Annotated in this window: 20 protein-coding genes; 10 read left to right on the top strand and 10 right to left on the bottom strand. The window is 44.0% G+C overall.

Features of this window, described 5'->3' with window-relative positions:
* On the top strand, positions 1 to 545 hold a 545-nt coding region (locus IQQ51_RS27085), incomplete at its 5' end, for a PPC domain-containing protein (protein ID WP_228012850.1).
* Positions 546 to 869: 324 nt separating this feature from the next.
* Positions 870 to 2,096: a DUF3103 domain-containing protein gene (locus tag IQQ51_RS13170; RefSeq protein ID WP_193841305.1), complete on the top strand. Its 1,227-nt coding sequence runs from the start codon at positions 870 to 872 to the stop codon at positions 2,094 to 2,096.
* Between the two features lie 92 nt (positions 2,097 to 2,188).
* Here the strand turns inward: IQQ51_RS13170 and IQQ51_RS13165 are convergent, their stop codons facing one another.
* On the bottom strand, positions 2,189 to 2,506 hold the full coding sequence (locus tag IQQ51_RS13165; RefSeq protein WP_193841304.1) for a Dabb family protein: 318 nt from the start codon (positions 2,504 to 2,506) through the stop codon (positions 2,189 to 2,191).
* 212 nt (positions 2,507 to 2,718) lie between these two features.
* Positions 2,719 to 2,958, bottom strand: a complete 240-nt coding sequence (locus IQQ51_RS13160; protein ID WP_086774533.1) for a hypothetical protein — start codon at positions 2,956 to 2,958, stop codon at positions 2,719 to 2,721.
* Positions 2,959 to 3,212: 254 nt separating this feature from the next.
* Between IQQ51_RS13160 and IQQ51_RS13155 the strand changes: the two genes are divergently transcribed.
* A complete protein-coding gene (locus tag IQQ51_RS13155; protein WP_193841303.1) occupies positions 3,213 to 4,097 on the top strand; it encodes a LysR substrate-binding domain-containing protein in 885 nt (294 codons plus the stop codon).
* A gap of 118 nt (positions 4,098 to 4,215) precedes the next feature.
* On the opposite strand, the gene tnaA is transcribed toward IQQ51_RS13155, so the two are convergent.
* The 3 genes from tnaA to IQQ51_RS13140 all read right to left on the bottom strand — a co-directional run bounded on the left by tnaA (position 4,216) and on the right by IQQ51_RS13140 (position 9,240).
* Positions 4,216 to 5,688: a tryptophanase gene (gene tnaA, locus IQQ51_RS13150; RefSeq protein WP_193841302.1), complete on the bottom strand. Its 1,473-nt coding sequence runs from the start codon at positions 5,686 to 5,688 to the stop codon at positions 4,216 to 4,218.
* A 761-nt stretch (positions 5,689 to 6,449) separates the two neighbouring features.
* Positions 6,450 to 8,138, bottom strand: coding sequence for a GTPase family protein (locus IQQ51_RS13145; RefSeq protein WP_193841301.1), 1,689 nt, complete (start codon positions 8,136 to 8,138; stop codon positions 6,450 to 6,452).
* Positions 8,125 to 9,240 (bottom strand): YcjF family protein, encoded by a 1,116-nt coding sequence (locus IQQ51_RS13140; protein ID WP_193841300.1) that lies wholly within the window; start codon positions 9,238 to 9,240, stop codon positions 8,125 to 8,127. The genes IQQ51_RS13145 and IQQ51_RS13140 overlap by 14 nt, the downstream gene beginning before the upstream one ends.
* A 240-nt stretch (positions 9,241 to 9,480) precedes the next feature.
* Between IQQ51_RS13140 and IQQ51_RS13135 the strand changes: the two genes are divergently transcribed.
* Positions 9,481 to 9,993 carry a peptide-methionine (S)-S-oxide reductase gene (locus IQQ51_RS13135; protein ID WP_193841299.1) on the top strand — a complete coding sequence of 171 codons (513 nt, stop codon included), beginning with the start codon at positions 9,481 to 9,483 and terminating at the stop codon, positions 9,991 to 9,993.
* Between the two features lie 145 nt (positions 9,994 to 10,138).
* On the opposite strand, the gene IQQ51_RS13130 is transcribed toward IQQ51_RS13135, so the two are convergent.
* Entirely contained in the window at positions 10,139 to 11,755 is a 1,617-nt protein-coding gene (locus tag IQQ51_RS13130) for a polysaccharide lyase 6 family protein (RefSeq protein WP_193841298.1), read from the bottom strand.
* Between the two features lie 85 nt (positions 11,756 to 11,840).
* A complete protein-coding gene (locus tag IQQ51_RS13125; RefSeq protein ID WP_065677602.1) occupies positions 11,841 to 13,613 on the bottom strand; it encodes a sodium:solute symporter family transporter in 1,773 nt (590 codons plus the stop codon).
* Between the two features lie 507 nt (positions 13,614 to 14,120).
* On the opposite strand from IQQ51_RS13125, the gene IQQ51_RS13120 reads away from it, so the two are divergent.
* From IQQ51_RS13120 to IQQ51_RS13105, 4 genes are all read left to right on the top strand, one after another.
* Complete coding sequence (locus IQQ51_RS13120) at positions 14,121 to 14,732, top strand: toxin-antitoxin system YwqK family antitoxin (RefSeq protein ID WP_193841297.1); 612 nt, start codon at positions 14,121 to 14,123, stop codon at positions 14,730 to 14,732.
* Between the two features lie 429 nt (positions 14,733 to 15,161).
* Positions 15,162 to 16,715: a methyl-accepting chemotaxis protein gene (locus IQQ51_RS13115; protein WP_193841296.1), complete on the top strand. Its 1,554-nt coding sequence runs from the start codon at positions 15,162 to 15,164 to the stop codon at positions 16,713 to 16,715.
* A 750-nt stretch (positions 16,716 to 17,465) separates the two neighbouring features.
* A complete protein-coding gene (locus IQQ51_RS13110; RefSeq protein ID WP_193841295.1) occupies positions 17,466 to 18,725 on the top strand; it encodes an alginate lyase family protein in 1,260 nt (419 codons plus the stop codon).
* Positions 18,726 to 18,798: 73 nt separating this feature from the next.
* On the top strand, positions 18,799 to 19,473 hold the full coding sequence (locus IQQ51_RS13105) for an oligogalacturonate-specific porin KdgM family protein (protein WP_065677605.1): 675 nt from the start codon (positions 18,799 to 18,801) through the stop codon (positions 19,471 to 19,473).
* Positions 19,474 to 19,601: 128 nt separating this feature from the next.
* Here the strand turns inward: IQQ51_RS13105 and IQQ51_RS13100 are convergent, their stop codons facing one another.
* From IQQ51_RS13100 to IQQ51_RS13090, 3 genes are all read right to left on the bottom strand, one after another.
* Positions 19,602 to 20,345, bottom strand: coding sequence for a 3'-5' exonuclease (locus IQQ51_RS13100; protein WP_193841294.1), 744 nt, complete (start codon positions 20,343 to 20,345; stop codon positions 19,602 to 19,604).
* Positions 20,345 to 22,207 carry a DUF294 nucleotidyltransferase-like domain-containing protein gene (locus tag IQQ51_RS13095; RefSeq protein WP_050621193.1) on the bottom strand — a complete coding sequence of 621 codons (1,863 nt, stop codon included), beginning with the start codon at positions 22,205 to 22,207 and terminating at the stop codon, positions 20,345 to 20,347. The genes IQQ51_RS13100 and IQQ51_RS13095 overlap by 1 nt, the downstream gene beginning before the upstream one ends.
* Before the next feature lie 283 nt (positions 22,208 to 22,490).
* The gene (locus IQQ51_RS13090) at positions 22,491 to 23,210 is read right to left on the bottom strand and encodes a FadR/GntR family transcriptional regulator (RefSeq protein WP_048616482.1); all 720 of its coding nucleotides are present in this window, start codon (positions 23,208 to 23,210) and stop codon (positions 22,491 to 22,493) included.
* A 342-nt stretch (positions 23,211 to 23,552) separates the two neighbouring features.
* Between IQQ51_RS13090 and IQQ51_RS13085 the strand changes: the two genes are divergently transcribed.
* Both IQQ51_RS13085 and IQQ51_RS13080 read left to right on the top strand, forming a co-directional pair.
* Positions 23,553 to 24,329: an SDR family NAD(P)-dependent oxidoreductase gene (locus tag IQQ51_RS13085; protein ID WP_050644747.1), complete on the top strand. Its 777-nt coding sequence runs from the start codon at positions 23,553 to 23,555 to the stop codon at positions 24,327 to 24,329.
* A 174-nt stretch (positions 24,330 to 24,503) separates the two neighbouring features.
* Complete coding sequence (locus tag IQQ51_RS13080) at positions 24,504 to 25,226, top strand: FadR/GntR family transcriptional regulator (RefSeq protein WP_048616485.1); 723 nt, start codon at positions 24,504 to 24,506, stop codon at positions 25,224 to 25,226.
* The last annotated feature ends 19 nt before the right edge of the window (positions 25,227 to 25,245 follow it).

The raw sequence follows: 25,245 nt of genomic DNA, 5'->3' as shown, positions 1-25,245 counted from the left end.
CTAGCGGTGTTTATAACCGCGCCTTTTACCTTTTAGCGAACAAGTCTGGCTGGGATGTGCGTAAGGGTTTTGAGATCTTCACGGTCGCCAACCAGTTGTATTGGACGGCAAACAGTACCTTTGATGCCGGAGCGTGTGGTGTAGCGAAAGCCGCAGCAGACATGGGCTATGTGGTTGCCGATGTTGAAGATGCTTTTAACACGGTCGGAGTGAATGCAAGTTGTGGTTCAACGCCTCCAACGGGCAATGTGCTGACGAAAGGCACTCCGATTTCGAACTTAAGCGGGAATCAATACTCTGAAAGCTTCTACACATTCACCGTTGATTCTGCATCAAGCGTGACGGTTTCAATGTCTGGTGGTTCAGGCGATGCCGACCTTTACGTGAAATCGGGCAGCAAGCCAACGACATCGAGTTACGATTGCCGTCCTTATCGCGCTGGAAACAATGAGCAGTGTAGTGTGAGCACTCAACCGGGTGTCACTTATCATGTGTTACTGCGCGGATACTCGAACTACTCTGGCCTAACATTGCGTTTAGATTGAGTTGGAGCGAGCCTCTCAAACAAGTTGTGAATCGAGAACTAGCGGTTAACCGCGAAATAAAAACCTACTCACTTTGAGTAGGTTTTTTTATGACACACCGTAGTAGCTAATAATATTGAAAGTTATTTACTGATACGTTTGTTGATTTATAAATATCAAGGTTGCTTAGGTATTATTTTATAAAAACAGTTTAAATTGAGATCCTGTGCTGCACAACGAAACAAAAATAACTGACTAACTTTTGAACACATTCACGTTACTGATAGGTTAATCCTTATAGGGCAAATGCTCTATTAATGATAAAAATTAAAATAAGGATTATTTATGAGACCATCTTTTCCTATCAGTATGGTGCTTGCAACGACAGTGGTTGGCTTCCAGTCTTTTGCGCAAAATATTGAGACAACTGATTCATTAGGTATTGCAGAAAGTAGCGCTGCGCAAAAGCAATCTCTGGCGTTACAAATCAGCGAGCGTTATTCCGATCTTGAGCTTTCATTGAAGGCTCAGATCTCAGAAAAGAACTTATCCGCGCCTGTAGATAAATTGAGCTCTACTCAGCCCTACTCTACATTTTCAAGCCGGATGCAGAAAGCGGATCTTGGTTATCGCAAGATGAAAGGGATCAACGACTTCAGCGACTCTGTGTTAGAGATTCGCATGGCTGATGAAGCGATGATTGAAGCTTGGAAGAATGGCGAAAACCCGCTGTTTGCATTTGAACCATCAGGGGATGATTCGAATTGGCAATACATTGAAGCGTATGACGTGTACGGACAGGTTCATGAACTAGATGTGTACCAAATGCCAGACGTCCCAGTGTTTGTGGTTGATAGTAATGGTGCGGAAGAGCTCAAAGCCGGCTTAATGGCAATGCAGGCTGAGATGCAGAAGCTAGGCACCACAACGCAGATCAATGTCGATAGCGAGACCAATATCGACGGGAATAAAAGCAACGTCAGTAAATCTCAAAAGCCGTCTTTGATGAGCAAAGCACACCGCTCAATGACCTTGTCGGAACCTGAGCCGTTGAATACCACGCAATTAACCAAGATCCGTTTGGCCGTCGACCAAGAACCTTGGATCTCTGGGAAAGCGGAAATCTACGCGATCGTGACGGGTGTCGATTCAAGTCGTTTAGAGCCACAAATAGACCTCGTTGAAATGCCTTATCTAGATTACGACAAACAGACGTACTACCCAAATCAGACCGTTATCTTCTGGCCTCGCTACCGCTGGGGCGCTGCAGATATGATCTTAATGGAGCACGATGATGGCACTGACTATAAAGCACTAGCAAAACTCTTGGTTCAAGCTGCAGAAGAGATACTGAAGATGATTCCTGATCCAGAAGTTCAGGGTTATGCGATCATCCCTCAGATCACAGGCAAGATTATCGATGTGATTCCTGATGGCGTATTAGTGAATGATGATGACTTCGTAGATGTGTACTACACCTTAATGCAGAACACGCCTTATGAAGACCGTCCGGGCGCAGGCGGAAATGCTGTCGCATCGTTTGCACCAGTCACGATTTCGCCAACAGAGTAAGTCATTTCTTATTGAGTTAGGGCTTAATCGCTAGGCCCTAACTCTTCATTATCGAAGCTAAGTAAAACACAAGAGACCTACTCAGAACCTAATTACAGGGAGTAATCAAACACAATGATGTCTTCTAAAAGCGGACGAAACACATCTTTCAGCGCATAATGCTCAGGGTGCGGAAGGTAATTCTGGCGGCCTTCTTCATCAGCGAAAGTCATTAACACCGAGTGGGTATAACCTTGATTCTTGTTTTCAGGGCTGTCATTTAATCCCCATTCTACTGAAGTGACCCCTTCAACCTTGTTTGGCATCGCTTCAAACAGCATCTTTAGTTTTTGAACCTCTGAAGCTTCAGCGTTTTCTTTAAACTTAATCAGTAGAATATGACGAATCATTCCCGTTTCTTTTTGAGTCATTCCTTGTCCTTTCGAGTCGTTCGCTTACTGGTTTGTAATGCTTAACCAACACCCAATAGCGATCTAAATTAGAGAACAACAAAATGCCACACGTTACACAACATGCCAAGGCTATATCACTAGAGTTTATAAAATATCCCAAATCCTCAAACAAAAAATGCTGCACCCAAGGGCGCAGCATTTCTCATGACAATGGTAAGCACGTTTTAACGTTAATCACGACGACCTGTAAGCTGGATCGTTTGGTCTTGATCAACGCTCTTGTGGAATTTTATTCCGCCATTAACGGCGTCATTTCTTCCTTCAAGCACTGGCTCAGATTCAACACGCTCAGCCTTTACTTGATTACCTTCGCTTCTCGTCATATCGAGAGTACTCGCATAAGTACCGTCAGCCGCGAAAGCCGTGTTCATAGATAAAGCCATCAATCCAAGTGCGATTAACTTGTTCATACATCACCTCGTTGTATTTCTAATTCTTTGTTCGTTTGGTATCTGTGTTTTTGTTGGAGTAACTTTAGCAATCGAACACGAACCATTCGAGGAAAAGCAAGATTTACCAAATGGAAAATCAAGGGATTAGCGAAGTTCTGACGCTGTGCTGTCTTATCCGTTTTGCACTGCCACTATGATATTAGAGTCACATAATTTCTGTACGCCAACCGCACAGAGATTGCTGCCTATAAAAGGAATCATTTGGAGAAAATGTGGACATCAATCTAGATATTCAAAATATCCTCGTCATCAAGCGTATGTATGAACTTCGCAATGTTGGACTGGTGGCGGAGTCGCTAGGAAAAACCTCTGGGGCGATCAGCAAGAACCTGTCGAAGTTAAAGTTGCAGCTCGACGATCCACTGTTCATTCAAACCAAAAACGGGTTTGAACCCACGACTTTTGTTGAAACCAACATCGAAAATTTTGAGCGGATCCTAAGCAGTATCGAAGCCATAAAGCATCAAGTATTTTCGCCAGAGACTGACCAAGGCAATATCAAAATCTACGCGAATACGCTGTTTTGGGAACGTTTTGGGTCGAAACTCTTATTTGCTCTGACTAAAGCGGCACCGCATGCTCGCTATTCATTTCTTAGATGGGGAAGCAACGCGAGGAACAGGCTCATCGACGGTGAGGAGTCCATTGCAGTTCACTACTTTGATGAAACCTTGCCACAGTCGATATCTCAAAAGGAGTTCGGGGAAGGAAAAGTGGTTTTCTTCGTGAGAAACGATCATCCAGCGCAAGACTTTGAATCACTGGCCAACTATCCAATCGCTCTATTTAAAACACCAGGATGGAATGACAACAAATATCCGGTCCTTGAGCGTCTTAGAAATATCGGTTTTCACGTAAACCCAAGAGTGGAAGTCGACCACCCTGCGATGATTCACGATGTTATATTCAAATCCGACTATTTTGGTATCACTCTCAGTGGCAGCGTGCCAGAAGGCTGTCGCAGTATGGACTTACCAGAACAATTGACCATAGATGTGAGCTATGTGATGAGCTGTCGCCGCTCGCAAAAAGACGCACCTTTAAATCAGTGGTTATTCCAAATGTTGAAATCTACCCTGAAAAACAAACAAGCGTAGTTCAGCTTTTAACGAGTTGAAGGCTTAACTGCCTAACTCCCCTACCATCCAAAAAAGAAAAGGCTCCCGAGGGAGCCTTTGATTATGTTTCTAGTGACTATTTGCTTATGTTTTTATTTTAAAATGCTTCTTCTAGCGTTTGTTCATTCTTTTTTTCTTTTTGTTTTTCAACGGTTTCAACCTCTTTCAAGCGCGCGGTAAAGTGTCTTAACACCGGCGGTTCATAGGTAAAATCGAGCCCTTTCACTTGCCCTGCATTCTCTTTCACTTTTTCGAACGCTTCGATGATGAAGTCCATGTGTGTTTGTGTGTAGGTAGCGCGAGGAATGGTAAGGCGCAATAACTCTGCAGGGCATGGATGTTGTTCGCCCGTGGCAGGATCGCGACCTTGCAATAAGGAGCCAATCTCAACAGCTCTGATTCCCGCGACTTTGTACAGTTCACACGCCAAAGCATGTGCTGGGAACTGACCTGCTGGAATATGAGGAAGCAGTTTACCCGCATCGACAAACGCAGCGTGACCACCCGCTTGTTGGCACACGATACCTATCGCTTCTAAGCCATCGACTAAGTACTGAACCTGACCAATACGATATTCTAACCAATCTTGGCGCATGCCGTCATAAAGGCCAACCGCAAGACGCTCCATTGCGCCACCTTCTAAGCCACCATAGGTTGGGAAGCCCTCTTGCACCACACACAAGGTTCGACACTCTGTGTACACATCCATGAAAGCGTCGTCTTTAAAACACAACAAGCCACCCATTTGGACCATGGCATCTTTCTTGGCAGACATGGCTAAACCATCCGCGTATTTGTAAGACTCACGAGTGATCTGTTCGATAGTCCAATCTTGATAACCGGCTTCACGCTGCTGAATGAAGTAAGCATTTTCAGCGTAGCGTGCTGAGTCCATGATCACAGGAATATCGTACTTCTGAGCAATTTCATAAACGGCTTTTAGATTGGCGATAGACACTGGCTGTCCACCAGCAGAGTTACAAGTAATGGTACTCACAATGTAAGGAACATTGGCCGCGCCCGCTTCTAAGATCGCTTCTTCCAGCTTCACCACATCGAAGTTGCCTTTGAAATCCGCGTTCACTGAGGTATCAAACGCTTCTTTGGTATAAACGTTCTTCGCCACGCAGCAATTCACTTGGGTGTGACCTTGTGTTGTATCGAAGAAGTAGTTCGACAGAGCGACCATTTTGCTTCGGTCGAGCCCTTTCTCCATTTCTCGCTTTTTGATAAGAACCGGAATGTAGATCTGCTCGGCACCGCGTCCTTGGTGGGTTGGAATCGTCAACTCGTAACCGAAGATATCCTTAACCGCATTCGACAATGCGTAGTAACTGCGGCTACCACTGTAAGCTTCATCACCCATTAACATCGCGGCTTGCATACGCTGAGTAATAGATCCTGTTCCGCTGTCTGTCAGTAAATCGATAAACACATCGTCACTGTCGAGCAAAAATGGGTTCATCCCCGCTTCAACAATGGCTTGTTCACGATAGACGCGAGTTGTTCTCTTTACTGGCTCGACAACGCGAATACGAAACGGTTCTGGTAGATGTTTGAAGTTTTCCATAATAATACCTTTCAATACATTCCGATCAGGTCGAAATCTATTTTCTTTAGATGTCACGAATCCTCACCATTAAATTAATAGTTCCGTATAAAGACACACAGAAAATTAACAGTGAAAATAAACAAATTAAATAATGACTTATTAATCAAACCTAAACAGAGGCTAAGATAATTAGCGAGAACGACAAAACAATGAATACCTTGCACGGAATAATAAGTGCGACATTCTTGCGTTCAAAGGTTATCAAAGCTGCTGATAGGTAAACAAAGCACGCTGCTTTGCTGGCGCGTAACGCCTAGAGGGTACTACTCTGAAGAAAGGTGGAACGAGAGCTGGTGATCTAAGGTATACCAAGCTAACAAGGTTAGCCAAGTTGTTGATTGCCATTTCAGATACATGTTCACAATATATCCCTACGTTGAAATCAAGATGATCCGAAATTTAAATATAGTGCAATTGTTTTATAAATAAAGCTTAGAGAAGTATAAATGTGATCAATATTTAGAATGGTAATTAAATACGATAGCGTGTTTTATAAACTGTGAATCACAGCTGTTTATATACTATTAAACTAGTTCAGCGAGTTACTTAATAATATCGAATCTCTTTTAAACTCAATACCTCTCTAATAAGAGGCGAAGATAACTGTTTACTAAAAAGGCCATCATCTAATAAAGCCAAGCTCTAAAACTCGCCGATCTAGAAAAGATAAGTTCTGGTGAGGCTCAAACCTCACCAGAACCGTATTCGCAGCGAATGACTTACTTCTTCTTCACGACTTGCTTGATGGCCATTTCAGCCAGTTTTGGCGTCGCTGCTTTCAATGCACTGGGGGCAACCTTCTTACCCGCCTTGACCGCTTTATTCAGTTGGCCTTTAACCGACGTCCTTCTTTTCATGGCTTCTAAACGTTGGCGGTTTCTCTGAACGTTATTTGCGTCAGCGATACGCTCAATCAACGTCTGCCTTAAAGTATCTAAACCAAACTGTACCTTTTCTGGCGCAATCGCCAGCGGTAACACGATATCGGTTTGCAACAATATATGATTGTATTCGAGCGCTTGAGCAATGATCTTCGCTTTGGTCGATGTTGGATTCTCTAAGTCATACGGCGGCTGCCAATCGTCTACAGGCTTTAATCGGTCTACCTGATTCACAACCGACACCACAATCGGTTTCTTGCGTGAGATGTTCTTAGGATCGTCATAGAAAGCATCAAATCTATCTTTCAATTGCTTATCCAAATCACGCGCAGATTGATTGGCTTTAAGCACCCATAGCACCACATCGGCTTGGGTCATCTCTTTCAGCATTAAGGCTTCGGTTTTAGGGTTGCCATCAAGCCCTTGAAGATCAACCACGCGAACATCATTGTCGTCGACAAATGCGTTGTATACCGTTGAAGTGTCGGTTGATGGCAGTACATCCACTTCAGCTACCAACTCTTGCTTAAGCGCATTGATAAGCGAAGATTTGCCAGAGCTGATTTGCCCCACAAGCACGATTCGCACAGGCTCTAATTCAGGAGCAAAGCGTTGTTCGTCGATTTCAGACACATCGGACGCTTTAAGTGCTTCATCTTCAATGCTGAAACGTCCGCTGTAGAGGTCAATCGCCACCGCAGCGACTTCATCTAACAAGGCTTGTTTAGCGGCGTATTGCATGTCATCAACCACCCCTCTTGTCATCGATGCCGTCGCTTGTTCTCGACCCAAATCAGAAACAACTTTTAGCGGGTTCAAATAGAGGTTTTTGAGGTGATTCCCCCAAATAGCGGCCTTAACGATCTTCTGCCCTAGCTCGCCATATTTGTCATAGGCTTCGTAGCCCGCTTTGATGTAAGAAACCTTGAGATACTCAATGCCCGGTATATGCTCTCGCACTACCAGTTTGTAGCGTCGGCTTACCTCTTCGAACAGCTTTAGCCCTTCAGGAATCGAGAAATCGAGCGATTTCTTATCAAACTTTTTCGCAACAAACTCAAGTACTTCTAAACCGGTTTGGTCTAAGTTGCCCCATTCGATGTCGACCATTAATTGTTGGCGTACATGATGTTTTGAATCATTCCAAATCGACAGTTCTTTTTGAGACCAATCAGCCGAAGCCTTAACCAATGCATCGTTGATATCAGCTTTTGTATGTTGTGATTCAGAATCAGAACTTCCCTCGCTAATGTCGTCGCTCTCTTTATTTGAGAAGGGCTCCGTACTTGAAGATCGGCTTGAAGAATCGCGTGAAGAACGGCTAGAAATGAATAAAGGAATGGTGAACACCAAGGTACTCACGGCAATGGCAATCGACATTTCGAGTAGGTAACCGTATTTGATCGCCAAGAAGACACCAAAGCCCATCATGATAATGCTTGGGAAGATGGCTGAAATCAGGGCAATGCCCCAGCGGCCGCTCGATAGCACCGCCAGTAATCGAAATAGGTTTCTAATTTTCTTCATAGCCCGACGCCGCCTTTCCTTTTTTCAGGGATTCTTTGTAGATCTTCTGCATCTCTTGTTCAGACACTTCTTCACCTTTGTTCTTATGATAGAAGTAAAAACAAGCCGCGCGACCTAAACCATAAGAGGTGCCGAAACTCATTGCCGCGGCAGCCACCGCACCAACCGTTTGACCATAAACTGGAATCAACTTTATCAACTGTCGAGTGCCCAGTTTCATTCCGTATTGCAAAGCAAAGCTGCTTCCCAGAGTGCCTATCAATTCACTGAAGACTCGCTTGTTCCACTCAACCCCATATTGATTGGCCAAGCTGTGAAGCATTTTGGCTTGAATCGCAGGTACCGATACCAACCCAACACCCGGAATCAAATCGCTCGCCGCGGCACTTCCTGCATACCAAAGCACTTCGTTTTCTACTTGATCAAAGTTGGCTTCTTCTTGCGTGGAATGTTCTTTGTCTTGCACCATCATTCCTATCACCGGAAGAATACTGGTCAGCTTTTCTAACAAGATGTCATAGTTGTAAACCGCTTCGCTGTTAGACGTAGCGTTGTCATCGACTTCAAAATCGACTGCTACCGATTCAAACTCTTTACCCCACGCCTTCTCTACTTGGTTAGTGTTGAACTGAATTTGCCTTGCTCGATCTGGCTCACTGGAAGACAACACCGCCGTATGAACCAGCAGCAAGTGTTTAATCTTCTTCTGTTTCTTAATCTGTTTTAGAGCCGTAAGCACAGCGGATTGTTCAGGTTCGTCGGCTTTCATCACAACGACTAACGCATTCCCTGCCTGACCGATCTCTTCCAGATCCTCTTTCGCATCGTAATTCGCTTCACTTAAACCTCTAGTATCGAGAAACCGCATCACAGGTTTGTCTTGAGGAAACTCATACGACATCGCCGTCATGGTACAAGGTGCAAAACCATTGCCCACTTCGACAGAAGAGTCGCCAGTAACCGCTTGAATAAACGATGACTTGCCCGCCCCCGTTTTGCCCAACAGCCACAATGTAGGAAGATGTTTGCGCTGATATTCATGGGCCTGAGTCAAGTCTGGGTTCTTGCTCGGATTAATGAAGTCTTTTATTTGATCAAACATGTTTAGAGTAACGCTCACTTGATGTTGAGATTCGAGTTGATGACAAAGCAATACTGACTTATATAATCACAAATCATATTAAACTTATGTTTGTTCAGTCGCACAGGTTTACAATGCCTAAACGCTTGTTTTTATTTGCGCGCTCATTTTTTATAGACGCTTTTTTATTCGTACGGGTATCATCGTATTGATTCGTGTACCTAACGAACATCAACAAACACAGAGAGCTCAAAGAGAAGTATGGAACAAATTTATTTAGCTGGCGGCTGCTTATGGGGTGTACAAGAATTTATTAAGTACGTTCCTGGTGTTATCAGCACAGAAGCAGGCCGTGCCAATGGAAGCGCCCAGCCAACAGAAAACAAGACGGCTCAAAGCGACAGCACACAAAACGATTACGATGGCTACGCAGAGTGCGTACAAATAGAGTTTGATCCAAGCATCACGTCAGTAACGATTCTGATGGAACACTTGTTTGAGATTATCGACCCTTACAGCGTGAATAAACAAGGTGTCGATGTCGGAGAGAAATACCGAACAGGCGTTTACAGCACTAATGCAGAACACTTAACCGAAGCCAAGCGCTATATCGCTTCACGAGATGATGCCGACCGTATCGCTGTTGAGGTGTTGCCATTGACCAATTATGTTGCCAGCGATGACATCCACCAGCATCACTTAAGTCACTTCCCTGAAGATCACCACTTATGTCATATCCCTTGGGATCTGCTGCATAAGTATAAATCACAATAGTCGCGACGTAAGATTAAAATAGTCACGACCTAAGATCGATAAAGCCTCAACAGACATTATCTGTTGAGGCTTTTTAAGTGTTATGGTCAGGACAGCTATGGTGAATTGATTTGATAGCTCAAGCCATTAGCCATTAACTAATAACTTACTTAGTCGTATTCTCAAGTACGTAGTCCGGACCCGCTGTTTCAGCCGTCACGACCGCAAGTTTAGACACGTCTGCGCCTTCACCTTGGTAAGCGTTAATGCCATTTTCTACAACGACTTTTGGTAATTCTACCGAGTAGCTTTCGATCAGTTCAGAATCTGTCACTTGACCCACGTAAGTTTCGTCTGTGTAAGTTGCGCCAACTAATGGGAAGTCATGAGTTGCACGTACACTTACAAACTCAGGTGATTGCGAGTTATCAACCACGTTGTGTTTGAACGCCACATCAACGCCCGCATAAATGCCTTCCACTTCTGCGTTGTCAAACAAACTTACACGGTGGCTTTGGTTGCCGTAAACAATGCCCCACTCAGTATCGACTAGAGAGTTGTTCTCGATGGTGATGTTTTTCGGTGTCCACTGCTTGTTAAGCTCTTTGCCTTTCACCGATTGATCTAACTGCTCACCATTCGCTACGTCGATGATACCTGTGTTGATAACAATGCCGCCACGTAGGTCAGCGTTGCCTTCAATCAAGCCATCGCGGCCTCGAGTGTTTGCAATGTAGTTGTTACGAATCACATGATCTTCATCGTAGATACGGACGCCGCCCGTTAGGCGCTTTCCATTACCTAGAATCATGTTGTTCTCAACCGTGTTGCCTTTTCCGTGACGCAGTGAAATAAGCGCAGTGCTTTGGAAAATAGTATTACCTGAGATCGTGTTGTCGCCCGACTTAATCGAGATAAGCTCACGCTCACCATCCATATCGATCATTAGGTTGTTCACGAACTTAGAACTTGAATCCCACTGTGAAGCTTTAGAATCACCAATACGGATCGCTTCCCAGCTGTTGCCGTTGTAACGAATCGCTTCTTTAATGTCGAATTCGTTGAACTGGTTAGGCTTTTGATCCATGAAGATGTTATTTGCGATCAGGTGGTTATCAGCTGTGTCATCTTTTTGTACACCAATCAAAGTGCCGCGTTTTTGCTTACCTTCGAAGCGATTGTTGATGACTTTGCCGTCTTTACCCCATAGAGAAACCCATAGGTACTTTGGATACTCAGAACGACGTTCGTCTGGCTCGTACGTGTAATCATGGTTGAAGTAGTAGAATGTTGAGTTTTGTAGCGTGTTGCCATTACCCATCATACGTACTGCGCCAAAACGCTCGTTTGGACCGCCCTCAGTAAATACCAAGCCATCAAGCGTGATGTCATCGCCTTTCAGTTCAAACTGAATCAAGCCCGTGATCCACGCAGAACCTGCTCGCTCTGCCTTGATAGAGATGTCATTCGCCGTAATCGTTACTTGACCTAAGTTCGCGTATTTACCGGCAGGGATAACCAATTCATCGCCATCTTTTAGGTTTTCAAATTGTGCTTTAAGCGCAGCCACTTGTTCTTCTGAAGCAACGGCTAAAGTGTCGCCATCGACCTCAGTTAAGCGGTCACTGCTCAATAGGTAACTACGGTCGATTTCGCTAATAGCTGGCGCAGCTTGTTCAGCGACACTGACTACGGGCGCTGTTTTTTCTTGTGTTGTACAGCCAGTTGCAAAAGCGAGCGTGAACGCGCTAATAATGCTTACCGATAATAGTTTTTTGTTCATCGTACATCTCACGTTAAATATTGGATTATAAAAATGACGACCACCCGTTCAGGTGGCCGTGATGTTATTTAGGATGCGAATTAGATTAGCCTTCGGCTGGAGTCACTTCGTCTTGTTGCTCGACTTTGTCATCGACTGCTTTAACAAGTAACAGACCAACAGAGAACACAATCAAGCCACACAGAACGAACACCATGCGTCCCCACATTGGGTTTGGCAGTACGAACATAGTCATTACGCCCACACCCGCTACCGCGATAAGTGAACCCAACATACGACGTTGCTTGTTATCCAGTTTCTTCTGTTCATTACTTTCAGCAACTAGTGGTGTCGCAAGGTTGTTGAAGAACTTGTCTACGTCTTTCTCACGGTGCTCAGCAAGAGGCTTGTAGAACAGTGTTGAAAGTACGAAGAAGCCAGCAGTAAATACGATGTGACCGATAAGGCCGATAGCCACTTTCAGGTCAGCCCACTCACGGCCTGTTAGTTCATTTAGACCGAACCAGTTTTGAATCATGTCCGCTGTGATAACGAAACCAACGAAGTAAGAAACTACACCACCTACAACTAGCGTACCCCAACCTGCCCAATCCGGTGTTTTACGGATGAAGAAGCCACAGAATGCTGGAATTGTCATTGGGAAGCCGATCAATGCGCCCACGTACATCATGGTGTCGAAAAGGCTCAGACCTTTAAGAGAGTTGATGAACAGAGCAACCAAGATGATCGCGATGCCGAAGAAAGTAGACGTTAGTTTAGAAACAACCATTAGCTCTTTCTCTGTCGCTTTAGGGCGAAGAATCGGCTCGTAGAAGTTCTTAACGAAGATACCTGAGTTACGGTTTAGACCTGAGTCCATTGAAGACATTGTTGCTGCGAACATAGCGGCAATCAGAAGACCAACCATACCTGCAGGCATGTATTCTTGAACGAAGTAAAGGTAAGCGAAGTCAGCGGCTTTGCTGCCAGCTTCCGGGTAAGCAGCTGCTAAATCAACACCTTGACCAGCCATGAACCAAGAAGGCATGAACCAGATGATTGGACCAAGCGTCATTAGTACACAAGCAAGCAATGCTGCTTTACGTGCGTTGTTTGAATCTTTCGCAGCAAGATAGCGGTAAGAGTTAAGCATGTTGTTGGTAATGCTGAACTGCTTTAAGAAGATGAACACAGCCCAGATGCTGAAGATGCTCATGTAGTTAAGGTTGTCACCCGTGATGAACGAATCCGTTGGGAAGTCGCTAACGATTTGCGTCACACCGCCACCGTGGTAAATAGCAACGACCGCACATGTCACCGTTACCGCCATGATGATAACCATCTGCATAAAGTCAGATGCGATTACCGCCCAAGAGCCGCCCGTTACTGACATCACCAGTACAACCAGACCCGTTAGGACAATCGTCGTTGTCATATCAAAGCCGAAGATACCTGATGCGATGATCGCAAGGCCGTTCAACCAGATACCAGCAGAGATAACGCTGTTTGGCATGCCAGACCAAGTAAATACTTGCTCATTCACCTTACCAAAACGCATACGAATCGCTTCAATTACCGTCACAACGCGCAGTTGGCGGAACTTCGGAGCGAAGTAAAGGTAGTTCATTAGGTAACCGAATGCGTTCGCGATGAAGATAATCGCTACGGCAAAGCCATCGGTAAAGGCTTTACCTGCTGCACCAGTAAATGTCCAAGCACTGAACTGGGTCATAAATGCGGTTGCACCTACCATCCACCACAGCATATTACCTCCCCCACGGAAGTAATCACTTGTCGTACTTGTAAACGTTCGGAACATCCACCCTATCGCAATTAAGAATAGGAAGTAGATGCCAACTATCAGGGTATTGAGTTCCATCGTTAGACCTTTTATTTATGTTTTTTTGTTGAGGTCACTATAGATAGATGGCAAGTATATTTGTACTACAATAATCCAAATGCGTGACAGTGATCTTACAGTCTGACAGTCAATTAATCATACAAGTGATCGAGTTCAAAGTTGCACCACCTAGGAGCGCAATTCCTCAAGTCAGGCAGTTATCCGCACTAAATTTCTACCAAAACCCCGAAAAACATGAACAAAGTCTCTAAAAATCGAAGATTCATCGTTAAAAACTATTATTCGTGACGATCAAAGCTTAAAGAAGATCAGCAAGAATATCGTAGATATAATTTATAAAAATGAATCAAACCAATACATTTGTAGTACAAATAAGATTAAGAATTTGCTTTTAAAAGTTCCTTATATTAGGCAGCCAATAATGAAAACTTGAAAACCACTATTAGATACTGACAGGGATACACGGAAGTGAAATGCTTTTAACACACCCGTTACACTTTCCCCGTCCAATAAAAAGGTGTCATTATGAAGAAATACGTTCCAATCTTAATTGCTCTTAGTACGGTATCTTCTATGAGCTATGCAGCAACACCGCGTGAAGATGCTGTTGACTACTTACAGATGCGTAAAGGCGTGGCTTACCAAGTAAACCATTCAAAACCCTTCACTGGTCAATTTGAAGAGAAGTTCGATAACGGCCAAGTCGCGACCCAAGCTCAGTTTGCCGATGGCTTAGAACTTGGGCTAGAAACTAACTGGTATCCGAATGGCCAGGTCGCTTCTAAAGTGAATTACGTAAAAGGTGAACTGCAAGGCAAAGCCGAAACCTGGTATCCAAACGGACAGAAAAAAGCAGAACTCAATTATAAAGACAATGAACTATCGGGCACCGCCTCTCGCTGGTATCCCAATGGGGAACAAAGCCTGACAGCTGAATACAACGACGGACAAAAAGATGGATTGGTAACGGACTACTACCCGAACGGTAATAAGGCCAGCCAAGCGAAGTTTGATGAAGGTGAAGTCGCGAACGGAAAACTTACTCGCTGGAATACTAACGGTGACAAAGTTGAAGAACTGACCTTTAAAGATCACAAAGTCACCTCTAAACAGGTGTGGATGCCTACAGAAAGCTAAGCCTCAAGAACGGCTCTCACTGAGCTCTTTGATATAGCTAAACGTCTGCTGTTAAAGTTTGTAGCTACACGTCTGCAACTAAGAGACAAGAGAAGAGAAACGAACATTCATGTGATTAAGCGTGAATGTTCGTGGCTTTTTCACTTGCTCTTTTCACTACCTCTTCCCTCGTCACTTTCTTCCAACTTTGCCTATCTCCCTTCACGGTTATTTACAGCACTCTATCTAGTGATAAAATAATCACCAATAGTCATTGAAAATAATAAATATTTAACTTGCGCATAACCTTTCCATAAAATACTGTAAGCAAACGTTTCCGTTGCGAGTCAGATCTCAATTACCGACCTCGTAAGCTATCTACACGCAAATAAGAGAAACACGATTCCAAATACGTTGTTGAGTCATATTGTTTTGCTTTGGTGCCCGCCTATGAAAATTAAAACCTCCCTTTTTAGCCTTGCTTGTTTATCCATTGTCTCTTTATTGGTTGTCGTTTCATTTACTGAAATCGCCAATCTAAAGCTGATCAAACTAGAGAAAACTCTGATCAAGGTGAAGTCGCTTGAAGTTTCTATGCTTCAACTGAATCGAGCAGAACTAGAGTTTCTGATCAGTCACGACAAAACCCTCAAGCCTGAATTCGCCAAAGAGTATTCACACTTCCAACAGTTGATGAGTAGCTTCTATGTTTTACTTAAAGAGTCAGACATAGCGGTGCCTGAGTTAGATAAGCTCAATCGAGAGGTGAAACAATACAACAAAGACTTTTCCTTGATGGTAGACGCGATAGACCGCAACCCAGAAAAGGTCAGTGAACTGAAATCAGAAATGAAAGTGCTGTTTGAAGATATCATCTCTATATTCACCGGCGTTGAAGTCCGTTTGGAAGAACAGGTCGAATCGATTCAACAAACTATTACCACGTTTATTGTGAGCTCAGTAATTGCCGTCACGGTATTACTGATAGCCTTATCTTTTGGGATCTCATCACGTGTCGCAAAGAAGATAGCCTCATTAAACGCAACCATGTTACTCGTCTCCCAACAACGTGACTTTACCGTCACAGCGGAAGACAGCGGCTCAGATGAAATTGCTGAGATTGCCAAGTCGTTTAACACCGTACTAGAAGACATTCGCCAACTCATTGGTCAAGTGCAGGGGTCGATTCAGGAACTGGGCAACATTTCCAACCAGTTGCAACACGACGGTATCGAAGTGGAAGGCGCGTTGAATAAGCAGCAACAACAAACAGAGAATATTGCGACCGCGATAAACCAGATGGGCAGCAATATCCAAAATGTGGCCAACAACAGTGAAAACGCGTCATCAAATGCACAAACCAGTTTCGCCACCGCGAATGATGGTCTGAACGATGTAGCCTTCACCAGAGACACAATCAATACCCTTTCAACCGATCTTGTGAGCGCGAGTGAAGAAGTGAATCGTCTTTCTGTTCATTCCGAGAAGATCAATACCGTGCTAGAGGTGATTAAAGACATTGCTGAACAAACCAACCTACTCGCTTTGAATGCCGCCATTGAAGCAGCGCGCGCTGGAGAACAAGGTCGTGGTTTTGCGGTTGTTGCGGATGAGGTAAGAACCTTGGCAGGCAGAACACAACTTTCAACCGAAGAGATCTCAACCATTATTCAAGGGGTTCAAGACCAAACCCAAATGGTGGTTAACACGATTCAAAATTGTTGTGAGAAAGGGAATACCAGTGTCGACTCTTGTGAGAAGGCACATTCTAGAATCACATCGGTTATCGCAGATATGGAAACCATTCTAAATAACAGTTTAGAGGTATCCAATGCCATGAAGGAGCAAAGTGAGGTCACATCAGAGATCATCGAAAATGTTGATGCCATCAAACAACTAACAATGACCAATGTGAAAAGTGCTTCAAAAAACGCAGCTTATGCAACTTCAGTCGTAGAGCAAACAGACTCACTTGAACGTGCTGTCATCAACCTAAAAGCCTAGCTATTAAGCCGTGGTTTACACGCTTATTGAGCCTCAAACGACTCTCTACTCAAATTTCAGATAAAAAAACGCTCATGTTGCCTGTATCAACATGAGCGCAAGGGCAGATCTTCGACTACCATCTCCTACCTTTCTAAACGAAAGCAGAAGTTATAATTAGAATAGTTGGGAGCAATAATCAAAATGCTTTCGCAAGCACTTCAACGATTTCTTCTTTGTCACCGATGAGAACAACGGGTAACTATTCGAACCCTGTTCATTCCTATCAAGTTCGTACTTATATAGCAGGCTATGTCACAGCCTTGCCTACTATATTTCAAACCTTCTCTAATTGAGCTTTAAATCACCTCAAGTAAATGCCTCATGTTCTTAAAGCGGTGGATTTAATCCATTTAGCTTCAAGACCACTCTTACTTATTCGGCTTTACACAGTCAGTTCATGCAATCAACACAGCAAAGTTATGTGTTGCTACAGAAAGTTAGTAAATAATAATGTATTACAAATAAAAATGATATCTAAAGGTTCAATTTTTTGCTGTAGCGCACATTTATTGATGAACAAAAATCTTAAAAACCATTATTAACAGCCAAAGAAATCACTAAGAATCATTAACTTACCGAAATAATTCGACTTTGTAACCCTTTGTAAATAGTGGTTTTGTCCCAACAACACGATCAAATTCACAGATTATCACGCCTCGGATCGCTACCATATTTGTATTATTTTAATTCAAAACAAAAGGCGTAAGTATGAAAGCCCCCCGACTCCTACATCTGGCTGCCTGTATTGGTGCTATCACTTTCGGTTCACAAGCTATGGCCGCTGAATTCGTTTTCCTCGATGAAGCAACATTAGAATCGAACCGTACTCTTCTTCAGTCAGATAAAGCTTCTGATTCAATGAAAGATGCTTACACCAAGCTGATTGAAGAAGCAGAACTAGCAATGAACGATGGTCCTTTCAGCGTTGCTGATAAAGGCATGGTTCCACCAAGCGGCAGCAAAAACGATTACATGAGTATCAGCCCTTACTGGTGGCCTGATGAATCAAAAGAAGATGGGCTTCCATGGGTTCGCCATGACGGAAAAACAAACCCAGCATCAAAAACTGACGAAACTGACTCAAAACGTATTGGCCACTTCACCCGTTCTGTTCGCGCATTAGCGATCGCCTACTATTTTAGCCAAGACGAAAAATACGCTCAGCAAGGTATCGAATACGTTAGAACTTGGTTCTTCAACGAAGACACCAAAATGAACCCGAACGTGAACTACGGACAAGGTGTTCCTGGTGTTGCAGAAGGTCGCCGCGGTGGAATCATCGATACTAGAACACTGACTGATCGCATGTTGGATTCAATCGCCATTTTGTCTCAATCACCTACCTGGACAGAATCTGACGAGACACAAATTACCCAATGGTACAGCGAATATTTGGACTGGTTGATCATTGATGATCTATCAGGCGGTCCTAAAGGCGAAGCTTACGCAGAAAACAACCACGGCACTTGGTACGACTATCAAGTTGCTGGTGTTTCTTACTTTATTGGTAACGATGCGCTTGCTAAGCAAATGGTTCAAAAAGGCAAGATGCGTATCGACACTCAATTCGAAAAAGACGGCTCTCAGCCTCATGAAATCGAGCGTACGCGTGCTTACCACTACCACTACTTCAGCCTAGATCCATTGGTCGGTATGGCTCAGATCGGTGACAAGGTCGGTATCGATCTTTGGAACTACACCAATAAGAAAGGCGGCTCTTTAGATACAGGTATTCAGCTAATGGCTGACTACAACGACTTATCAAAAGAGTGGCCGTACACACAGAAAGACGAACGTCGTCGCGTTGAACGTATGACTCCGCTTTATCTGAAAGCTGGCGTAGCGATGGAGAACCCTGAATGGGTGAAACTAGCAACAGAGACTGATTTCAGTGAATTCACAGTCAAGAAGAACCTAGCGGAAGTTTGGGCTCAACGAGATGTAGAACTGCTTTACCCGAAGCTTTAATCCAAACGCTCGAAAGGGGCATGTACCCGCCCCTTGAAAAACCATTTTTAATTAAAAACAGTGGAACAAAACAATGTTAAAAAATAATAAAATCGCTTTAGCTGTCGTAGCAACTCTATTTGCAGGCAGCGTTTCAGCAGCATCACTTGATGCCCGCCAAGAGTACAAGCACGGTTCAGAAGACTGGGCAAGCCGCATCAAGATGAGCGGTTCGGTAGATAACCACTTCTTCGGCGCTGAAATGAAGCAAAAAGGTAAGCCTTTCTCTGAGTGGGAAGCGGCAGACAACGAGTTCGAATACGGCTACAAATTCAAGCTTAACGAGCACTGGTTAATTCAACCAAGTATGCCAGTAACGTTTGGTTCTGATAGCGTAACCTACAAACCACAAGTACGTGTTCAATACTCTTTCGAATCAGGCCTAAAAGCGAAACTTCGCTACCGTCACGAGTTCCGTGACTACACGTCTGACTCTTCAAACGAGAATAAGAACCGCAGTAAAGTAACGGGTAACATCGATTACAACTGGAACGCATGGCAGTTCGGCTTTGAAGCTAACTATGCAGAAGACTTCATTGACAGTGAGTGGACTGGCGGCGGCGGTGCTGACAACGAGTGGGATTACAACTTTAAAGTGGGTTACAAAGAGGCTGACTGGAGCTGGCGTCCATACGTTGAGTTCGGTAACGTTCAAGACAGCCGTGACCGTCAACTACGTAGCCGTGTAGGTATTACTTACAGCTTCTAATTGAATAATCTAAGATAATTACTGTCCTAATTTTCTAAGACCTAAACAAAAGCCAGCTTAATCGCTGGCTTTTTTTCCTTTTAAATCGGTTCAATAAAATTAGAGCCGCGTACTTGCAGCTCTTTTTCCTAGTGACTGATCCGATAGAGAAAGGCAACGGTCACATCATCGTTAGGCACGACTCGCTTCTGCTGAGCCAAAAACAATTCTGCTGTAGAAACGGCGTCGGCTAATGCATTGTGGCTGTTGTACTCAGGAAGCCCGTACCTTGCTCGCGTCCCTGCCAGAGTTAAATCGACTTCTTCATGATTGCTGATCGCTTTCTCCATGCTTTTCTCGATACACAAGGTATCAAGCCAAAGCAGAGGAATCGTTCTTAAGCCGTAGCAGCGAAGAAGGTATTGGCTAATGAACTTCTCTTCGACCACACAAGCGTGAGCGACAATGATCTTGCCTTTCGCTGCTTCGAAAAACGTCAGCATCGCATCGTGAATAGACGCGCCCTCTTCCAACATTTGCGGCGTAATATGGTTAATAACAGCAGTTTCAGCGTTGATCTGCGAATCGTTATTCAGATAAATATGCTTGGCTGACGCTAAATCGATTCTCCCCTTAACCACATCGACCCACCCCATAGATAAGATAAGGTCTTGCTCGCTGTCTAAGCCCGTGGTTTCGAGATCTAAAATGATGTATTCGCTGTCTTTGGCCAAGTCCGTCATTTCAGGACAAGGCTGTTGTACGAGATCATGTAACGCTTCAGGCAACTTAACCGTTCCCAAATATTGCTTACGTTTACGTTTAATTCGCTCAAGCGGGTGAAAATAGTTTAGCATTCGTTTTAAACATTTATTTGTTGAACATAGCTTCATTAACGTGCTCCGAAACGAATTTTCGCCGCTTCTTGAAGGTCAGCAATGATCCTAAAGGCATCTTTCAAGTGTTTGCGCTCAAAGCTACCAAAGCTATCTGGGTTGATGTTGTTGTCAGGCACATCGCCGTTCTTCAGCGCTTCAAGTTGATGACCAAAACGGAAAGAGAGAATGAACTGGTAAGCACCCAGAATGTTCTTGAATGCGTCGTCGCTCAGCATGCCTTTTTCATTAGCAGCAGCGAAACGTTCATCAGTGGCCGACAAGTCGCACTCTACAGCAAGTCCATAAATACGCGCTAAGTCGATAATCAAGTTGATCGCGTACTTCTTCACGTTCAACGTTTTCTTATTCTCACCTGACTTCTCTAGCACTAAGCTATTAAAGATGCCAAGTGGTGGATTAGTATTGACCGCGTCTTTGACTAGGGTGCTTAAAAACTCACGGTTACCGCGAATATTGCTATGCAGCTCATCGCGAAGAATGCCTTCAAACTCACTGTTGCCGTAGATAGTACGAATTTCTAGGAACACACTGATGTTAAGCAAGCGTTCGTATTCTGGGTTAGCCACCCACTTCTTGTAGTAGTGCTTCCAAACGCTGAGTGGCTGACACCATTTTGGCGTCGCGGCCATGAATTTACCTGGACATAATGGGTAGTGGCAGCTTGCTAAGCCGTTGGTTACCATCATCGCTAAGTGTTTGAAGTAAATACGGTCACTGTCGGTTGCATCGTCGGCTAGTACTATCGCACTGTCTTGGTCCGATAGCATGTGCACTTCATTACGCGCGTGCGATCCGGCTACGATCCAAGAGAAATCACACGGTGGTGGTCCTAACTTATCAATCGCTATTTGAATCAATCGGCGGGTGTAGGCATCCATAATCATGGTCATTACCTTGCCGACGGTTTCAGGCGCTACTTTACCTTCCACCAGCGCTTCAAAAATAGCTTGGCGCTCTGAGGTGAACGAAGACATGGTTTTCACGCTGCCTGCGTATTTGATTTTCTCGATCAAGAATATCGCTTGAACACGGTGGTTTTGAACCAAATGAGACGTAGTAAGAAGACCTACAACCTTATTCTCTTTCACAACGGGCAAGTTACGGATATTGAATTGCATCATGATTGACGCCGCATGCAGCACTAAATCATCCGGTTTTACCGTAAGTGGAGAGTGCGTCATTACCTCAGAGATCAAACTATCAGTACTCACGCCGTGGGCGATCACTCGCTTCGTCATGTCTCGGTCGGTGATCAGACCAACAATGGTTTCACCTTCATAGATCACGGCACAAGGTGAGCGTTGATGAAGCATTTCAACCGCAACCGACTGGATGGTTTGCTCAGACTTAACAATCGCCACCTGCCCGCTTGCCACTTCTTCGACTTTACGAATGAATAGGCCTTTCTCTTTATTTGACCAAACCACATCCAGTGCCGACTTCAAGCGAACCTGCGCCTGTGAAGCAAAGTGTTCTGCGCAACTTGGAAAGGCTTTGAAAAGCGTTTGAAGTGCCGAGTGTGGAATCACATAAAGCAAGGTGTTCTCGATTGCGACAGCTCTATAGCCTTTTTCGTCGTTGACTTCAGAATCTAAGAACGTAAAGCCGAACAAATCTTCACTGCCTAGACGAGCACGAAGCACACCATCCGATTTTCGTTGCTCCATAGAGCCCGTTCGAATGATATAGAGCGATTTTTCCTTTCCCGACTCACACAAATCAACCACATCTCCCTTACCGAGATAAGTAATTTGCACGTTAGAGGCAAGTTCGCGAAGTGCTTCTTTAGGGATCTTATCGAATGGGTCGATTTGACCTATGAATTGAAGAATATTTGGCAGTAGAGACTGGGGCATAATCACACTCACAATAATTTAATTAGTATTATTATATAACTTAAAATACTGGTTACTAGTGCTTTTAACGAAACAGCAAATAATAGATTAAATATTGGACACCAGTCAGGTTTTCATCAAATTTGGATGCAAAAAAAGCACGTATCAAACGTGCTTTTTAGAGGTCACTGCTGAAATTAGCTTTTGAATAACCGTAATTTTAACTTTGACTACCCTAGTTTTACGAGAATGACCTCTCGTCGATAATGCAAAACGATCAAAGCTAAAATAACAGTGAAAACAATTAACTAGCGACTGGTAATCTGTGGTTTGTTTCTAACAGGTGACTTGCTGACGCGTGGCGTGCTTTGTCACTATTACCTGCCATGATTGCTTCATAAATCTGGCGGTGTTCGTTAATACAAGTACTTCCCTCTTCAGAAGAGTGAGAAATAAAGTTAACAAACATGGTCGTTAAGATGTTACCAAATGGAAGATAGAAGTCGTTACCTGTTGCATTGAAGATCAGGCTATGGAACTTCATATCGATATCTAGCCAACGCTCTTGATCAAGCGTTTCTTCGCTAGAGATTTCTACCATTTGTTGGAAAATACCAGACAGCTCAATGCGTTGTTCTGCACTCGCGAACTGAGCAGCTAAAGCACACGCTTCTGGTTCAATCGCGCGGCGTAAACCCAAAAACTGATGACAGAATTGGTCTGTATCGGCCAAACCATCCATCCATTCGATCAATTGTGGATCTAAGAAGTTCCAGAACGCGCGGTTAACAACGCGAGTACCAATCTTAGGACGAGATTCTAATAGACCTTTTGAAGTCAGAAGCTTAACCGCTTCTCTTAATGCTGTTCTACTGATACCAAATTGCTCACACAGAGCCATTTCACCAGGGATAATAGAACCTTGAGGCAAATTGCCCGACAAAATACCACGAGCGATTTCACGTGCAACTTGCACATGAAGGCTTCGCTTAGAGCCTGAAATAGAATTGAAAGAGCCAGCCATGTGTCTACTTACTTATTAGATATGTATTATTTAACCCGGACTATAGCACTGATTTATATCTTCACCAACACAGCATCAGAATAACGTGAGGTCACTACCAATAAAGGCTGGAGCAATATTTTACAAACCTGCTCATCTTTAGGTTTATAAAACCAATTCAACCCATTAATTCATACAAATAGTTCTCATTTACAATTTCAATGTATGCGTGAACTCACAAAACCACCCTTACTCTCACTATTTATGTCGGTAATAACCCGTTTTTAGATGAACACCCTTGAATATGGCAAGTGTTATTGTATGATTTATTGGTGTAAATAATCTACAATATAGGCGGCTCTGATGTTTAACGATTTAAAAGGCAAACGCATTCTAATTACTGGCTCTACTGCTGGTATGGGTTTAGCTACCGCACGTGTCTTTGCAAAATACGGCGCAAAAATCGGCATCAATAGTCGTGCTTTCAGCCCAAAAGTCGATGACGTTCTATCTGAACTTACCGCACTGGGTGGTGATGTTGCCTTTTTCCCTGCAAACCTAACGGACACATTAGAGTGCGAAAGGTTAGTCAAAGAGTTTACTGATCATTTTGGTGGCATGGACGTGTTGATTAACAACGCCGGTGGCCTTGGTGGCCGCGCCAATCTAGAAAATATCGATGATGAGTTTTATGAGCGCGTAATGAACCTTAATGTTCGCTCTGCACTGATGACAACTAAGTTCTCTATCCCGCACTTACGCGCCTCTGCTGCTGAGTCCGGGCAAACATCTTGTGTGATTAGCACAGGATCTATTGCCGCTCGCGAAGGCGGTGGTGTTGGTGCAGGCATCTATGCAGCTTCAAAAGCTTGGTTACACGACATTCACCGTAATTGGGTGAAGGAGTTCGCGCAAGACAATATCCGTTTCAACATTGTTTCACCGGGCACTATCGACACCGCATTTCACGATGGTAAGAGCGACGATTTGAAAGCGACCATTGCTAACAACATTCCAATGGGACGCTTTGGCAATATTGATGAAGTTGCCCCTTCATTTGCTTTCTTTGCATCGCACGCTTGCAGCGGTTACATCACAGGTCAAATCCTAGATGTTAATGGCGGACAAATAACGCCCTAGTTAGCTGGTTTATATAAGCTCACTCAGCGATTTAAGTTCGCCACACTATATAAGGTCAACAGACCCGAATAGATGAGGGAAAACCTCACACTAAATTCGACGTATACACTGACACTAAATGCCAGATTCGTCTGGCTTTTAGTGTTTTCAAAATTTCAATTTCAGGTGGTTTAAATGTCAATATTTACATTGGTGGAAGATTCAAGCCGCCGAATTCATGTTCAAGTGGCGAGACAAATTGCTCGCAAGATCTTGTCAGGCGAGTTAGAAGAAAATCAAAAGTTACCCAGCGAAATGGAGCTGTGCGATATCTTTGGAGTGAGCAGAACTGCCCTTCGAGAATCAACTAAGCTACTTTCGGCAAAAGGTTTAATCGAATCGAAGCCAAAAGTGGGCACTCGTATCAAGCCGAGAACACAGTGGCACTTCTTGGATCCGCAATTGCTGTACTGGATCCAAGATTTAGAAGATACCAAACCCTTCTTGTCTCAATTTTTAGGCTTAAGAAAAGCGATTGATCCGGAAGCGTGTGCACTCGCCGCAACCAACGCAACCGTTGAGCAACGCAAAGAGCTTTCGATTCTTTTCCAGAAGATGACCATCGCGGCAAATAGCTTCGATTATGAAGAGTGGACAACCAACGATCACCTGTTTCACCAAACGATTTTCTTATCGACAGGTAATCAATTTTATATTCCATTCGCGAATATTCTGTCGACTATCTTCAAACAGTTTATCGACCACTCAGCTGAAGGCGGTCGATTCTGTTTAGAAGAACACAAAGCGATTTACGATGCGATAATGTCAGGCGATGCCAAGCAAGCTCGAATTGCTTCTCAAGTCCTGCTAGACGATGAGAACCAAAAGCTCTCTAGGGTTGAATTAGCCATCGCATAACCGAGATTGACCAAACTGA

The sequence above is a fragment of the Vibrio sp. OPT18 genome (assembly GCF_015163615.1).
GTDB classification, from domain to species: Bacteria; Pseudomonadota; Gammaproteobacteria; order Enterobacterales; family Vibrionaceae; genus Vibrio; species Vibrio coralliirubri.
The sequence above is the reverse complement of the archived record's forward strand: the minus strand, read 5'-3'. Positions and strand labels throughout refer to the sequence as shown.

Excerpts from the sequence above, each read along its gene's own strand:
- IQQ51_RS13170 (WP_193841305.1), top strand. The coding sequence starts at position 870 with ATGAGACCATCTTTTCCTATCAGTATGGTGCTTGCAACGACAGTGGTT.
- IQQ51_RS13165 (WP_193841304.1), bottom strand. The coding sequence starts at position 2,506 with ATGACTCAAAAAGAAACGGGAATGATTCGTCATATTCTACTGATTAAG.
- IQQ51_RS13160 (WP_086774533.1), bottom strand. The coding sequence starts at position 2,958 with ATGAACAAGTTAATCGCACTTGGATTGATGGCTTTATCTATGAACACG.
- tnaA (WP_193841302.1), bottom strand. The coding sequence starts at position 5,688 with ATGGAAAACTTCAAACATCTACCAGAACCGTTTCGTATTCGCGTTGTC.
- IQQ51_RS13145 (WP_193841301.1), bottom strand. The coding sequence starts at position 8,138 with ATGAAGAAAATTAGAAACCTATTTCGATTACTGGCGGTGCTATCGAGC.
- IQQ51_RS13140 (WP_193841300.1), bottom strand. The coding sequence starts at position 9,240 with ATGTTTGATCAAATAAAAGACTTCATTAATCCGAGCAAGAACCCAGAC.
- IQQ51_RS13135 (WP_193841299.1), top strand. The coding sequence starts at position 9,481 with ATGGAACAAATTTATTTAGCTGGCGGCTGCTTATGGGGTGTACAAGAA.
- IQQ51_RS13130 (WP_193841298.1), bottom strand. The coding sequence starts at position 11,755 with ATGAACAAAAAACTATTATCGGTAAGCATTATTAGCGCGTTCACGCTC.
- IQQ51_RS13125 (WP_065677602.1), bottom strand. The coding sequence starts at position 13,613 with ATGGAACTCAATACCCTGATAGTTGGCATCTACTTCCTATTCTTAATT.
- IQQ51_RS13120 (WP_193841297.1), top strand. The coding sequence starts at position 14,121 with ATGAAGAAATACGTTCCAATCTTAATTGCTCTTAGTACGGTATCTTCT.
- IQQ51_RS13115 (WP_193841296.1), top strand. The coding sequence starts at position 15,162 with ATGAAAATTAAAACCTCCCTTTTTAGCCTTGCTTGTTTATCCATTGTC.
- IQQ51_RS13110 (WP_193841295.1), top strand. The coding sequence starts at position 17,466 with ATGAAAGCCCCCCGACTCCTACATCTGGCTGCCTGTATTGGTGCTATC.
- IQQ51_RS13105 (WP_065677605.1), top strand. The coding sequence starts at position 18,799 with ATGTTAAAAAATAATAAAATCGCTTTAGCTGTCGTAGCAACTCTATTT.
- IQQ51_RS13100 (WP_193841294.1), bottom strand. The coding sequence starts at position 20,345 with ATGAAGCTATGTTCAACAAATAAATGTTTAAAACGAATGCTAAACTAT.
- IQQ51_RS13095 (WP_050621193.1), bottom strand. The coding sequence starts at position 22,207 with ATGCCCCAGTCTCTACTGCCAAATATTCTTCAATTCATAGGTCAAATC.
- IQQ51_RS13090 (WP_048616482.1), bottom strand. The coding sequence starts at position 23,210 with ATGGCTGGCTCTTTCAATTCTATTTCAGGCTCTAAGCGAAGCCTTCAT.
- IQQ51_RS13085 (WP_050644747.1), top strand. The coding sequence starts at position 23,553 with ATGTTTAACGATTTAAAAGGCAAACGCATTCTAATTACTGGCTCTACT.
- IQQ51_RS13080 (WP_048616485.1), top strand. The coding sequence starts at position 24,504 with ATGTCAATATTTACATTGGTGGAAGATTCAAGCCGCCGAATTCATGTT.